We start from the raw sequence: 14,494 nt of genomic DNA on the forward strand, positions 1-14,494 counted from the left end.
GTATGAAAAAAGAAGACAACGCGCACCCCGATCAAGAAGCCCCCTCAGGCCTAAGCCGACGCAAATTTCTAGGCGCTACAGCAGTAACAGGCGTTACCGCAATGACGGGATTAGGCTCCTCAGTGATGACACCGGAATCCTGGGCTGCTGCGGTTAAATCCGCACAGCAGAATGCCATGGTGGAACCGGGCGAGCTTGATGAATATTACGGCTTCTGGAGCGGCGGACATTCAGGTGAAGTCAGGGTCCTTGGGATTCCCTCAATGCGGGAACTGATGCGGATTCCGGTATTTAATGTAGACTCCGCCAGCGGTTGGGGGCTGACAAATGAAAGTAAGCAGATACTGGGAGATTCCTCCAAATACTCCAACGGCGACTGCCATCACCCTCACGTAACGATGACTGACGGCAAATATGATGGGAAATATCTTTTCATCAATGACAAGGCCAATACCCGTGTCGCCCGTATCCGGCTCGATATCATGAAGTGTGACCGGATCACCACCATCCCCAATGTTCAGGCTATCCATGGCCTGCGCCTGCAGAAAGTGCCCCGTACCAAGTATGTTTTCTGTAATGCAGAGTTCGTCATTCCACAGCCTAATGACGGCACCGACATGGAAAAACTGGACAACCATTACACCATGTTCAACGCCGTGGACGCAGACACCATGGAAGTGGCCTGGCAGGTCATTGTAGATGGTAACCTGGATAACACAGACGCAGACTACTCTGGTAAATATGTCGCTTCCACCTGTTACAACTCTGAAAAGGGATTGTTACTGGCGGATACCATGCGTAATGAAAGAGATTGGGTGGTCGTCTTCAACGTTCCCAGAATTGAGGCTGCAGTAAAAGCCGGAAAATTCAAAACGATCGGAGATTCAAAGGTTCCGGTCGTTGACGGTCGACACGGATCTGAATTGACCCGCTACATACCGGTTCCCAAAAACCCACACGGCCTCAACACCTCTCCGGACGGCAAATATTTCGTTGCCAACGGTAAGTTATCCCCTACCGTCTCCATCATCGCCATCGACAAACTTGACGACCTCTTTGACGGGAAACTGAAGAGCGAACGCGATGTCATCGCCGCCGAGCCGGAACTCGGTCTGGGGCCACTGCATACCACTTTTGATGGTCGTGGTTTTGCCTACACCACTCTATTCATCGACAGTCAGATCGCTAAGTGGAACATTGCCGAAGCCATCCGTGCCTACAACGGTGAGAAGATCAACTACATCAAGCAAAAACTGGATGTGCAGTATCAACCCGGGCATAACCATGCCAGCCTGGCAGAGTCCCGGGATGCTGACGGTAAATGGCTGGTGGCCCTGTGCAAATTCTCCAAAGACCGTTTCCTCCCAGCCGGACCACTACATCCTGAAAACGATCAGTTGATCGATATTTCCGGCGATGAAATGGTGCTGGTACATGACGGTCCGACGTATGCCGAACCCCACGATTGTATTCTGGTGAGACGGGATCAAATCCGTCCCAGTAAAATCTGGCAACGGGACGATCCCTTCTTTGCCTCAGCGGTAGCCCAAGCCAAACAGGACGGGGTTAATCTGGATGCCGACAACAAAATTATCCGCGACGGCAACAAGGTCCGTGTTTATATGACCTCCGTGGCCCCGACCTATGGCATCACTGAGTTTCGTGTGAAGCAGGGTGATGAAGTCACCGTATACGTTACCAATCAGGACATGGTGGAAGATGTCTCCCATGGTTTCTGTATGGTAAATCACGGCGTCAGTATGGAGATCAGCCCACAGCAAACCTCTTCGGTAACCTTTGTGGCCGACAAGCCCGGTGTGCACTGGTACTACTGCAACTGGTTCTGCCACGCACTGCATATGGAAATGCGTGGCCGAATGATCGTAGAGAAGGCCTGAGTATGACAACGGCTTTCCTGACAGATCCATCCCGGTACCGGTCGGTGCTCAGACAAACCGCCCTGTACATCCGTAACGGGATGATCCTGCTGCAATGGCTGAGCCTTGTGCCCGTCGTAGCAGCAGCGGATCTGCGGGAACTGCCGTTGCAGCAGAACAACGAAGGGGATTGGTATTTGCCGGCGGGTCAGTATGCCGGCAATTTCATGGTTTCCCGCAGTGTGGATTTTTATTGTGAAACCGGTGCCATTATCGATGCCAATGGAGAAGGTCATGCTGTTCGCATCAAGGCACCGGAAACCACTATCAGCGACTGCAACGTACAAAATTGGGGACGCAACCTGACCGACCTCAATGCCGGGATATTTACCGAACGTCAGGCTGACAAAACCGTTGTACAAAATACGCAACTGGATGGTGCCGGATTTGGTATCTGGGTGGACGCAACGCCCAATGTCACCTTGACCGGGAACCGCATTCATGGAGACGAATCTGTCCGGTCCCAGGATCGGGGTAATGGAATTCACCTGTTCGCCGTCACTGGAGCCCTAGTCATCGGCAATGAGGTCTGGCATACCCGGGATGGGATTTATATCGACACCTCAAACGGCAATACACTAAAAGAGAACTTCCTGCACGACCTGCGGTACGGCGTGCACTACATGTATTCGCATGATAATGAGGTCATCGGGAACCGCACACTACGAACCCGAACCGGATACGCACTCATGCAAAGCCGCAAACTGACCGTCATAGGCAATCAGTCTGAGCACGACCAGAACTACGGCATCCTGATGAATTACATTACTTACTCCATACTCCGAGGAAATCGCATTACCGGAGTCAAACAGGGTACCGTGGGTGGATCCGCCATAGACGGCGCGGAAGGCAAAGCCCTCTTTGTTTACAACTCTCCGTTTAATGTGTTTGAAAATAATCTCTTCGAAGACAGCGACATCGGCGTTCATCTCACTGCCGGCTCAGAAGACAATCAGATAAACGGCAACGCCTTCATAAACAACCAACGCCAGGTTAAGTATGTGGCCACCCGTCTTCAGGAATGGTCCTACCAGGGGCGTGGAAACTTCTGGAGCGATTATCTCGGCTGGGATCGCAATGGAGATAATCTCGGCGATATACCCTATGAACCAAACGACAACGTTGACAGGCTGCTTTGGACTTACCCCCAGGCCCGACTACTGATGAACAGCCCAGCGGTTGATGTCCTGAGATGGGCACAACAAGCTTTCCCAGTGGTGAAGTCACCAGGAGTCAGAGACAGCGCCCCTCTAATGCAACAACCCGATCTTGGATTCATATCAACCAAGACAGCGGACAGAGGTAACTGATGTGATACATCTGGAAAATGTCACCAAGTACATGGATATGCCTTCAGGCAAGCCGGTAGTCGATCGTCTCAGTCTGACCCTGGCCGAAGGCGAAATTCTCGGACTCTTCGGACACAATGGTGCAGGGAAAACCACCACCATCAAAATGATCCTGGGTATTCTGTCGGCAGATTCCGGCCACATAAGGGTTCTAGGCAATACACCACATGACACTCAGGTTCGCCGTAAAGTGGGCTATCTTCCGGAAAACGTTATGTTTTATCCACAGCTGACAGGAAGAGAAACGCTAAGTTACTTCGCCAGGTTAAAGCAGGCCAGTCAGTCACAGGTAGAACAATTGTTACAGCAGGTCGGCTTGTCAGACGCCGCCAACAGAAAGGTGAAGACCTATTCCAAAGGAATGCGCCAGCGCCTTGGTCTAGCCCAGGCACTTCTTGGAGAACCACAACTGTTGTTGCTGGACGAACCTACCGTCGGCCTGGACCCCATTGCCACCGGAGAACTGTACACACTAGTGGAACAATTACGCCAGACTGGTACCAGTGTCATTCTATGCTCACATGTGCTTCCGGGTGTTGAATCCCTGATAGACCGCGCAGCCATTATGTCCCGGGGACAACTGTTGGCAACAGGAACATTGGCAGAATTAAGAGACGGAGCCAGGCTCCCTGTTCGTATTCGCATCCAGGGCATTTCCCATAAGGATTCATGGTTTGAAAAATGGCAGGAATTCACAGGGCGTCCTCATCAGTTAAATGACCTTACGACGGAGATCAGCATCAGCCCCGAACACAAGATGCCAATACTCAAAGACTTGATGGAGCATGCCCAAATAACCGATGTGGATCTTCATCTACCAGGATTGGAGGATATCTATCAGCATTTTATGTCAGGGCGACCATCGGCGACCGAGATGAGTGATGACCGATCTCACTCTGCTCCACTGCCCCTGAACACCTCCTGTTCCACGGAGAAAGTCGCATGAACACCATCTGGTTTATCGCCCAAAAAGAATTCAGTGACGGCCTGCGTAACCGGTGGATATTGGCCGTTACTCTGGTATTCGCCCTGCTCTCTCTCGGCATCACCTGGTTTGGAGCCGCAGCATCCGGTCATATTGGTTTCACCTCTATTCCGGCGACTATCGCCAGCCTGACCAGCCTGGCCAGCTTCCTGATTCCGTTGATCGCTCTGCTGATTGCTTATGATGCCATCGTGGGTGAAGAAGAAGGTGGCACATTACTCCTATTGCTGGCTTATCCATTATCCAGGAGACAACTGCTATTGGGTAAGTTCTGTGGACATGCTCTGATACTGGGATTGGCCGCTCTGGCAGGATTCGGTTCTGCAGCATTGGCTATCGGCCTGTTTGCAGAAGAAGTAGATCTATTGGAAATGGCAGTCGCGTTTGGTCGTTTCGTTCTTTCCTCCACTCTACTCGGCTGGGTATTCCTGGCAATGGGTTATATTGCCAGCGCAAATGTCACAGAAAAGTCCCGCGCGGCAGGATTAGCACTGGCACTCTGGTTTCTATTCGTGCTGGTTTTCGACTTGTCATTACTGGCATTTCTGACCATTAGCCAGGGAAGACTGAGTCCAGAGATTCTCCCCTGGCTATTGTTGCTCAACCCCACCGACATTTACCGCCTGGTAAACCTCAGTGCAATGGCAGGATTTGGCGGTATAAGCGGTGTCTTGGCACTGGGGACGGACTTGCCGATCAGTGGAGGTCTCTGGATAGTATTAATCAGCTGGATTGCCATGCCATTAGCCTTGGCCAGTTGGTTGTTCAGCCGCAGAAATATCTAAGTTGTTTAAGGCAAGCTTTCTAACACGACACTTAATCACATATCTAATTTCAGTAGGAGCCAACATGTATCAGAGGAGCATTAGCTTACATCAACTTTTCTTAGCCCTGACAGTAGCGCTTTTTTTAATGCTAGGCGGCTGCTCGCCATCTGAAGCAACGGGACAATCTTCTACCATTGAGCCCGTCCGGATAGAAGCCGGTGATGAATGTCATATCTGCGGTATGGTGATTTCCCGTCAGCCAGGCCCCAAAGGCGAATTTGTCGGAAAAGATCGCCGCACCTATAAATTCTGCTCCACTCACGAGCTCTTTTTCTGGCTTCTTCAGCCGGAAAACCAGCATTTACAGGGCCGGGTATTTGTCCACGACATGGCCAGGGCCGATTGGAACAGCCCTGATGACTCCCATTTGACTGACGCGCGAACTGCCTGGTATGTCATCGGGTCATCAGCCAAATCCGGCATGGGCCCCACCATCGCTTCATTCAAATTTGCTGAAGATGCCCAAAAGTTCATCGAAAAATATCGCGGTAGGCTTGTGTCATTTGAACAAATCACTCTGAACGAACTATAAACGAATACATCCGTATTCTAATAAACAGGACGGGCGGTTAAACAACACCTTTAACGGTTCAACGTTACAGGGATGATGCCTGGATACGATGCAGTTGTAGCTTCGTCCATTTTTTATTCGATGAATGAGTAACCGTTCACCATCTCCATTCCCCACCAGAATGCAGGCTCGCCGCTTATGGCTCATGGTTTTTTCAGCTTTCGAGGACCTCCAAGCAACCGCTGAAAAGCTGCCTGAGCTGCCATTGCCTCCTCAATGTTTTTCGGAGGTTCCCTAATACTCGAAGTGGCACACAACCCCACAGGAAGGAACAATCAACAGAAGCGGATGTCATGTAAGAGAGGGATAAATAATCCAGTCGCAGCGATGCTGCCTGCGACTGGATTTTATTTTTAAGAGTTATAGAGGCCGACGCTGCATGCTTTCCTCTTCCAGCATTGCATTGTCATCCATACCAAAGCCTCTCAGCATCATGGGCGGATCCTGAGGCGTCACACCAGTCCAGTTTTCAAGCATCTGATAGGCGTCTCTTTTGTCTTTCCAGTTCAGAGTGAGAATGTTCGCTCCGTGGTTGCCCCCTTTCACCATAAAGGTGTGGGTGCCACGAGCACTGGAATTAGGCATATAAAATGCCGCTGCCGTCCAGGGATCAATATCGCCATAAATCATCATGACATTCTCGCTTCTGACCGCTGTAAACCAGGCTATATCAGTCATCGGTCTGTAATCGAAGCGTTCGGTTGGCCACGAACTCACATAGGCACTGTAATCATTCGGATCATACATCAGAAGGTCTTCCAAATGCTCAGTCAGCAACCGAGGATAGCCCAGTTGGGTAATCGCCTGGTAGAAGTAAGCCTCATATTGCTCCAGGCCAGTATCCGTCACAAAGGTGAGAGGGCCCCAGCTCAGCATAAAGTTGAACAGCTCCTGATCACTGGCAGTATCGGAGGGAATATCATCGCAATAAGCAAGATCACCATACTGGAAGAATTGGAAGTAAAGCTCACCAACCGTCAGGTCCAGAACACGATCCAGTCCCCCAGGCAAATTAAACTCCAGGCCATTCTGTGCGGCATAGGTCTGGATATAGGCTTTCATAGTCTCGCGACGCTCCAGCACGTTACGCTGATACTGTTTCAGGTCGTCGCGACAGGCTTTGGTACCCACCTGCTCCAGGAATCTGACATAGCGAGGGTCGAGTCGTCCATAGCTTAGAGGTGCAACGAGTGCGACGGTAGCATCGACATCATCCGGGAAGAAACGACGATGATACATGGCCGTCATTCCACCCTTACTGGCGCCACGGGAAACCCATTTACCAGTGTAGAAAGGCCGGATTGCCTGAACAATACGGTGATGATCGTTAGCTGCCTGCTTGATGGTCAGATACTGCCAGTCCATTGGATCCGGTCTCGATTCGGCAAAATACCGGTGCTCGATTTTCAACTGACTGGCATCCAATATCCGCGTCAGGTTGTATCTGTAGGTGCTGACGGAAATATCGTATCCGTTGGTCGCCAATACCATTGGCGCTTCGACAGACTTGTGCAACAACACCATCCGCTGACTGAATGTCCCCATCATTGGATTTTCATGATCAATGGGTTGCTCGTAGCGGATCAGAATATAACGATAGCCACTGGGAGGATTATCCAGCTCTTCAGCTTCCATGCCCGGCACTGCATTCAGATAATCCATAATATCCGGGGTTGGAAAAGGGTCAGCGTGGCTGATACTGCAAAACAGCAGGGCAAACAAAAACGATAACACTATAGGGAAATGTGATTTAGATTGCATATCCATAGTTGCCTATTTTATGAAGTTCCTTTTTTCCAGGCTTAGAGCGGCTGCAGGGACAACCAGCTCAGGCAATGAATCTAACGATAAAGTGAACCGTCATATGCAAGAGTAGCTTTTATTATTCTTAAACTAAGAATCCTCAGCCGATCCATGCCCGGGATTTATTATATATTTACATATACAGATAAGTGACTATCAGTTATGAAAATCCCTCCTTCTGTATGAAGAACAGCCATTATAGACAGGAAGTAACATCCAGTTAAAGATAGGCCTATTCCCTATCGACCACATGGATTAGTCCCAGCAAAAAATCAACTCAACCTTTTATCTTAAAACGCCACTCTTTTACCCGTTAGCGCCATTACTACCGATAGTCATCTTGTAGATCAAAAATCATACTTATACATTGCAGGTTCTCATGCTTTTACAGACATGATGTCTGCGGGCGTGAGGCTAGGGTTTGTTGACGTTTCATATGATGCTCATGCTGGAGCCACATTTCGTTCTCTGCAAAGCGTAGAGAGTGCAGTGTAGTCACTCTACGTAAGCGATCAACAATGCCGCAAGGGGGCAAAATGAAGCCCAGCCTTGCTGGCTGGTGCCCCTTTTGAGGTTCAACATGTGCATCATATGAAACGTCAACAGACTCTGGGCTACCTATAAAAATAATTTACTTAATTCAAACCGAGGTAGAACCATTATGAAAACAGCCAAGGAATACTCCAAAGTACTTATTGGCCTTTGTCTTACAGCCGGTATGGCTCATGCGGGAGATACGATTAAATCCTACACCAGTACGCTATATGAGCTAGATAACAGCGATGCGAGGAGCAAGAGAATCCGGCTGGTGTATACCGTTCAGAATGCATGGAATCAAACCCATTACCCTGAAGGCATCAAAGAAGTGAAGTTGGTGCTCAATGGCGGTTCCGGATTTGATATGTCCAATGTCCCCTCCCGACAAACCCTTTACGAATCAGGAACCAGTGCAGACTACCGTTATACGATTCCGACCGCTTTCCAGCTGAAAGTCGGTTATCAGGGTGGCTCCAGTTTGCGTCACTTGACCCACGCTCCTGAGAATACCATCTCAAGTGCCCAGGTTAGCGAATCAACTGAGTTCAATCTGGGTTTCACATTGAATGAAGAGTCTCCCAGCATTAACGGTGGCGTGTCCTGGAGCACTCGGGTGACCTATAACCAGGAAGAATTCAAGACCGTCACTGACTTCAGTCAGTCGAATGAAGGTGTTACCTGGAATATTGTTAACCAAACTATCAAACATCGTACTCCTCCCAAAGACAACCTCCTCTACGCGTGGACGTATCTGTTCTGGGGCTGCAGCATCAACAACCTGATCCCCACAAGCGAACTGCCAACGGTTATGACCGCAGACTTCAAACCAGAAGCCGCCATTCTGTATCGTAAAAGGGACTTGAATGACGGACAGAATTCGTCTCAGTTGAAACTGGAGGCGAACTGGCAGAAAACCCATTATCACTTCGCACGTGACTGGTGCAGTTTCTACTCTGATTTCAGCTGGAAAGGATATAACGACTACAGCGAGTGGACCAACGCCAGCCGGGTTGTCACCATTTCCTGGAACGACAGTCTTTATCACTAATTACGACTTGATTTGATTGACGCTATCGGGGGCCGCCCCCGATAGCGCTCTCAAGAATCAGGAGGTATATATGCCCTTAAAAAAACTGGCACTGTTGGCAGTACCCGCTTGTCTAATGCTCACCGGCATTTACTTTTTCCAAACGGAGGAAGGCGCGGCCGACACCTCTCACGCCAGCCATTCCGCCGATTCCATTGCCATCGAAGACAGTTCTTCAAAGCTCTCAGTTACAAACGCTTCGACAGATCAGGAAGCCAAGGTAGTGGTTGAGGAAGACGTTGTCCCGCAGGATACCGGCCCCTGGATATCACAGGCCTCGACCGAGCTAAGCTCAGAGTTATATGACTATATTGAGTCAGAGCAACTGAAATACATTGATATCAGCACCTATCCGTTTGATCTGCAGACCGAGAAGGTTCTACGCAGTTTGTCGCAGTCCGGTGAAATACTGCTCTTTGATAATACTGAAGCCGACCGGCTCAGCGGTATTGCAGAGAAACCGGAAGACATTATTGCGGACTATTTTGGCACCGCCAGCGCGGCAGATGCGGTTGTCGCCACCAGTATAAGAACCAGCGGAGGGGGTACTCACTTTATGGTACTTCCCGTACCGGGTAATACTGAGCAAGGAGTCCTGGCCGAGGACATTAAAGCTGCTGTCGCTTTGCTTAAAGAGGAAAAGGAGAAAAAAGCAACGCTTTAAGCACTTACTCAAAGAAACCAAACTTCTCCCTGCCGGCGTCTGGGTTCAATTCCTTCAGGCACCGACAGGGTAGATTTCTTGGCTGATACCATTAACCTCTAGAAGCTCAAGTCGAGACGGTTGTCATTTGACCTCAATATGCTCCACCCCTGCACGAACTTTGGCCAGCAACCTGGCAAGTTCCTTTCTCTCGGATGCCGTCAGATCTTTCAGAACCTGCTCTGTCAATTCCTCACCAATATCCCTGGCTTTACCAAGCTTGGGCTGCAGTGGCGCACGTAAATAGATCCAGGTTTTTCGTCTATCTGTTTCATCAACTTCCCGACGAATATACTGCAGGTTTTCCAGTTTCTTCAAAAGCACCGTCATGGTTGATTTGGTAACACCGAGAAATTCTCGAAGCTCAGTGACGGTCGCCTGACGGTACAGATTCAGATACATCAGAATGTCCGCATGACTGACGGATAAATTGGCATCCAGTTCAGACTTGAGCTGCCGCTCCAGCAACCTCTGCACCGCCTTGTTGATCACCGAGATCTGAAAAAATAACGCTTTGTCGTCCAAAGAACTTTCACCCTGCTTCATTGTTTTGGCATCAGAACAGCTTTTTCACACCGGAACAATTGTTTTCACCCAGAACATAAGCATTGCAAATTCAGCCCAATCAAACCAGTGATCAGTTGCTCGAGACATATTAGTACGATACAGTACCATTATAGTACGTCATCGTACCATGTTGACGTCTATCCAAACAATAACGGAGAAAAGCACATGAGCACGTATACCTACCATGATCTGGTCAATCGATTTTCAGAAACGGAATCCCAATATGTGAAACTGAGCATCAGAGGCCATTATGCACTGATCACGATGAACGACCCTGATCGTCTGAATTGCCTGAGCGGCCCCATGACTGTTCAGTTATTGGAGAAATTGACACAGGCATCCACCAATAACGATGTCCGGGCGATTATCCTGACCGGATCGGATCCGGCGTTCAGCGCAGGAGGCGATATGGAACTCATGCATATGGCACACGACAGTATCGGCCAACAGTCACCTGAAGGGGTGACGATCATGCGGAACTGGATACGTTATCAGTTCGGAGGGATCGCCAGATTGATCAAGCATTCCGAAAAAACCGTTATTTCAGCCATCAATGGTGCGGCGGCAGGTGTTGGGCTTTCCTTTGCCTTTGCATCGGATATCCTGCTCGGTTCAGAGAAAGCCCGGATTGTTCCTGCGTTTGGAAAGATAGGATTGACACCGGAGGTTGGTACCAGTTGGTACCTGACCCGCAAACTGGGCTATCAACGAGCCATGGAATACTATTTGGAAGGTCGGGAAATATCCGCCGATCAGGCCTTGGATCTCGGTATACTGAATCAGGTAGTCGCACATGATGACTTGATCGATGCTGCAATCGCCTACGCCGATAAAATCAATCAACTCCCCTCCAGTGTCGTCGGCATGACCAAAACCTTATTAAGAAGAGCTGCCGATATTACCTGGGATCAGGCCATTGAACTGGAAGAGTTTATAGAGCCGACATGTTTCACCACTCAATATCACCAGGAGGCCGTCAGCCGATTTCTGGAACGCTGATACCAGGATCTAACAACAGAAGTAACAATAGGACACCTTGTAGATGCGATAAAAAGCTGTGTATATCCTAACGCCATAGGTGACATATCATCCCAAAAGTAATAAAACCTGATTTAGATTTAAAATCCTATTGTGAAAATTGCTTCGCTTTATTAGAGTGCTTTTTGACCAGCACGGTTCACTCCAATAATAATCGTTGGCTGGCACAAGGGAACGGACACAATCTGTCCCCCTACCCTAGCAAGGCACAATAATATATTGCCTTTCCTTGCAGCACACCACTGACCGTGGACGACTGTAGAGGTAGGAATGGCTTCTATGGAAGGAGATACCAATGAACAAGTACCTACGACTGACCGTTCCAGCGTTGCTGGCGGCGTCGCAACTGGCGCAGGCAGAAGATGTCTGGATCACAACTGATACCGACGGTTTCAGTGCCATCCAACGCCACTTCCCCGAAATGGTAGAACAAGCCACAGCCCGGACTTTCACCGCCAATGGAGTGTCCGCCTTTAAAGTCAGCGAAGATCAGATACCTGCCATCTCTGCCATGATGCACCGCGAGCTGAACCGCTGCGGTGGTTTTATCGCCCATGAATCCCAGGAGCTTGCACAAAGCGCTGCGCTATTCGGATCAATGATGGCCTCCGCTGCCGAAGTACAGCCACCGGATTACAGCATTGATAACGCTGAAGTGGTTATGGCCATGCAGAACGAGGTGAAGGAGCCCGATATCCGCTCCACTATCCAGAGTCTGGCGAATTTCACCAATCGCTATTACACCACGTCCGGTGGATTACAGGGCGCTCAATGGATCAAAAACAAGTGGGAAACCCTGGCCGGCTCACGGGATGACATTTCGGTTGAGTTCTTCAACCACAGTTGGCAACAGCCATCCGTTATTATGACGATTGAAGGCAAAACCGATCCTGATGAAATTGTCGTACTCGGCGGACACCAGGACTCCATTGCCGGTTCCATCACGGGCGAGAATACTCGTGCGCCAGGGGCAGATGATGACGCTTCCGGCATCGCCACCCTGACTTCCGTCATCACCGCGATGACCGAAACCGGGTACAAGCCCGACAAAACGGTCATGCTGATGGCTTATGCGGCAGAAGAGGTCGGCCTTCGAGGCTCTCAAAAAATCGCGCAGTCTTTCAGTAATCAGGGCAAAAATGTCATTGGGGTTCTGCAACTGGATATGACCAACTACAAGGGGTCCAGTGGCGATATCTACCTGATGCAGGATTACACCAACTCCTCCCAGAACCAATTCCTGGCAGATCTTGCCAGCACCTATCAACCCTCCGTCACGGTGGGCTACAGTGAATGTGGCTACGGATGCTCTGACCATGCCTCCTGGCACAACCAGGGATACGTTGCTTCATTCCCGTTTGAGTCTACCTTTAACGGCCACAACCCTCATATTCATACTGCCCAGGACACTCTGGACAAAAGCGGTAATAACGCCGATCACGCGCTTAACTTCGGAAAACTGGCCGCCGCTTATGTGGCAGAGCTGGCCAAGGGTGACTTCACTGACGACCCAGGCCCTGATCCCGATCCAGACCCGGATCCAGGCGATGAGACTATCGAAAACTTCGAAGGTAACGTCAGCAGAGGCGCTGAAGACCAGCTTGGTCCATTTAAAGTCGCCGAGGGCACAGACTTCAGTGCCGTTATGACGGGTACCAATGATGCCGATCTTTATGTTCGGGTAGGTGCAGCCCCAACGACAACCTACTATGATTGCCGTCCCTATCTGAATGGTTCCTCTGAAACTTGCGAACTCAAGGTACCGACGGGTGAAGACGAGGTCTATGTAATGGTCAGAGGCTATAGCTGGTCATCTTCCAGCTATGAGCTCGAAGTGACTTACACTCAGATTCAATAGCATCAATGGATACTACCCACGGAGCCTATGAGCTCCGTGGGTTTATCACTCATTCAGCCCAAGGTATATCAATCAAACACACCGTCTTAACTGAGCATTTGTTTCAACCTGTTCATACCCAAAAAACCAGATAGTCTGCACATTGGTAATGTGCATTGCACTTGCACCTATGTCCCCCTTCATCAAAAAGCACTTCCCCTCTATAGTGATCCCCGGTAATCGTAGTCGAGGCGATACTCATCAGGTTTAATTGGAAATACATCCGGTTAATCTCCCTCAACCATGCAGCTGGCAGGCATAAGCATAAAAAATCGATGCTATGCGAGTGGGAACTTCATTTATGTAAAGGATTAAACAGTGAAAAGCTCAATATCATTGCTGCAATGCATTATGGCTCTTTTTCTAACACTCAGCGTCACCGTAACTTCGGCACAGGAAGTCGAACTGTTGAAAGCCGACTCCCGCATTCACGGGAAATATGGTTTTACCTGGCAGACCTACACCATGGATATCCTGGTGGACAATCTTGCCTACGAAAAGAAAGTCTCTATCAGTTACCTCGATGATGATGGGCAATGGAAAGAGCTTGAGGCATCTTTCAGCCATATGGTCAGCCCGGAAAAAGAAGTATGGCAACTGTCCAGGACACGCATGCTTCATCACCCGAATGAGCCGGCACAACAGCCACTAAACCTGATATTCAGGATAAAATACGAGGCTGATGGCAACGTCTACTTGGATGACAATCAACAGCGGAACTATTTTATTTCGGCCGGGTCAGGCGAATATATCCGCCCCACTATACTGGTAGATTATGCTGGTGCCGTTGCCCCTTATGACACCAACTACGGGGATAACAACACACACTTCGATGGCCGGTTCAGTGTCGGTGTACTGTTGAAAAACCTGGGCTACACCAAGGATGTCAAAGTCCACTATACAACCGATGACTGGGAGACCACCCATATCAGTAACCTGTCTTTCCAACACGGCCGTATGCTGGGATATAGCTGGATTACTTACCCCAATCCCCACGGTGTTGAGTATTGGAGTATGACCACAACTGGCCCTGAAATGCAGGATATCTCCGTCGATCAGATTGAGTTTGTCATCTCTTATGAGGTTAACGGTCAAACTTACTGGGATAATAATTTCGGACAGAATTACCAGGTATCAGTGTTGCATCACTAATTAGTGATTCTGGCCCGTCCTGACAATATTTGTCGGGGTGG

At 49.5% G+C, this 14,494-nt stretch carries 12 protein-coding genes; 10 read left to right on the top strand and 2 right to left on the bottom strand.

Features of this window, described 5'->3' with window-relative positions:
* The first annotated feature begins 2 nt into the window (after window positions 1-2).
* The 5 genes from nosZ to F566_RS0110870 all read left to right on the top strand — a co-directional run bounded on the left by nosZ (window position 3) and on the right by F566_RS0110870 (window position 5,630).
* Entirely contained in the window at window positions 3-1,898 is a 1,896-nt protein-coding gene (gene nosZ / locus F566_RS0110850) for a TAT-dependent nitrous-oxide reductase (protein ID WP_020407009.1), read from the top strand.
* Between the two features lie 2 nt (window positions 1,899-1,900).
* Window positions 1,901-3,247, top strand: coding sequence for a nitrous oxide reductase family maturation protein NosD (locus F566_RS0110855; protein WP_020407010.1), 1,347 nt, complete (start codon window positions 1,901-1,903; stop codon window positions 3,245-3,247).
* 1 nt (window position 3,248) lies between these two features.
* Complete coding sequence (locus F566_RS32580) at window positions 3,249-4,232, top strand: ABC transporter ATP-binding protein (RefSeq protein ID WP_020407011.1); 984 nt, start codon at window positions 3,249-3,251, stop codon at window positions 4,230-4,232.
* Window positions 4,229-5,056 carry an ABC transporter permease gene (locus F566_RS0110865; protein ID WP_020407012.1) on the top strand — a complete coding sequence of 276 codons (828 nt, stop codon included), beginning with the start codon at window positions 4,229-4,231 and terminating at the stop codon, window positions 5,054-5,056. The genes F566_RS32580 and F566_RS0110865 overlap by 4 nt, the downstream gene beginning before the upstream one ends.
* Window positions 5,057-5,120: 64 nt before the next feature.
* Complete coding sequence (locus tag F566_RS0110870; RefSeq protein WP_026179918.1) at window positions 5,121-5,630, top strand: nitrous oxide reductase accessory protein NosL; 510 nt, start codon at window positions 5,121-5,123, stop codon at window positions 5,628-5,630.
* A 399-nt stretch (window positions 5,631-6,029) separates the two neighbouring features.
* Here F566_RS0110870 and F566_RS0110875 read toward each other — a convergent pair whose 3' ends face one another.
* Window positions 6,030-7,430 carry a S28 family serine protease gene (locus F566_RS0110875; RefSeq protein ID WP_245555221.1) on the bottom strand — a complete coding sequence of 467 codons (1,401 nt, stop codon included), beginning with the start codon at window positions 7,428-7,430 and terminating at the stop codon, window positions 6,030-6,032.
* Window positions 7,431-8,133: 703 nt separating this feature from the next.
* Here F566_RS0110875 and F566_RS0110880 point away from each other — a divergent pair.
* Window positions 8,134-9,057, top strand: coding sequence for a leukocidin family pore-forming toxin (locus F566_RS0110880; RefSeq protein ID WP_020407015.1), 924 nt, complete (start codon window positions 8,134-8,136; stop codon window positions 9,055-9,057).
* A 70-nt stretch (window positions 9,058-9,127) separates the two neighbouring features.
* Entirely contained in the window at window positions 9,128-9,760 is a 633-nt protein-coding gene (locus F566_RS0110885; RefSeq protein ID WP_020407016.1) for a hypothetical protein, read from the top strand.
* A gap of 123 nt (window positions 9,761-9,883) precedes the next feature.
* Here the strand turns inward: F566_RS0110885 and F566_RS0110890 are convergent, their stop codons facing one another.
* On the bottom strand, window positions 9,884-10,345 hold the full coding sequence (locus tag F566_RS0110890) for a MarR family winged helix-turn-helix transcriptional regulator (protein WP_020407017.1): 462 nt from the start codon (window positions 10,343-10,345) through the stop codon (window positions 9,884-9,886).
* 186 nt (window positions 10,346-10,531) lie between these two features.
* Between F566_RS0110890 and F566_RS0110895 the strand changes: the two genes are divergently transcribed.
* From F566_RS0110895 to F566_RS0110905, 3 genes are all read left to right on the top strand, one after another.
* Window positions 10,532-11,365, top strand: a complete 834-nt coding sequence (locus F566_RS0110895) for an enoyl-CoA hydratase/isomerase family protein (RefSeq protein WP_020407018.1) — start codon at window positions 10,532-10,534, stop codon at window positions 11,363-11,365.
* A gap of 334 nt (window positions 11,366-11,699) precedes the next feature.
* Complete coding sequence (locus tag F566_RS0110900; RefSeq protein WP_020407019.1) at window positions 11,700-13,262, top strand: M20/M25/M40 family metallo-hydrolase; 1,563 nt, start codon at window positions 11,700-11,702, stop codon at window positions 13,260-13,262.
* Between the two features lie 357 nt (window positions 13,263-13,619).
* On the top strand, window positions 13,620-14,453 hold the full coding sequence (locus F566_RS0110905; RefSeq protein WP_020407020.1) for a carbohydrate-binding protein: 834 nt from the start codon (window positions 13,620-13,622) through the stop codon (window positions 14,451-14,453).
* The last annotated feature ends 41 nt before the right edge of the window (window positions 14,454-14,494 follow it).

The sequence above is a fragment of the Hahella ganghwensis DSM 17046 genome (genome assembly GCF_000376785.1).
Taxonomy (GTDB): domain Bacteria; phylum Pseudomonadota; class Gammaproteobacteria; order Pseudomonadales; family Oleiphilaceae; genus Hahella; species Hahella ganghwensis.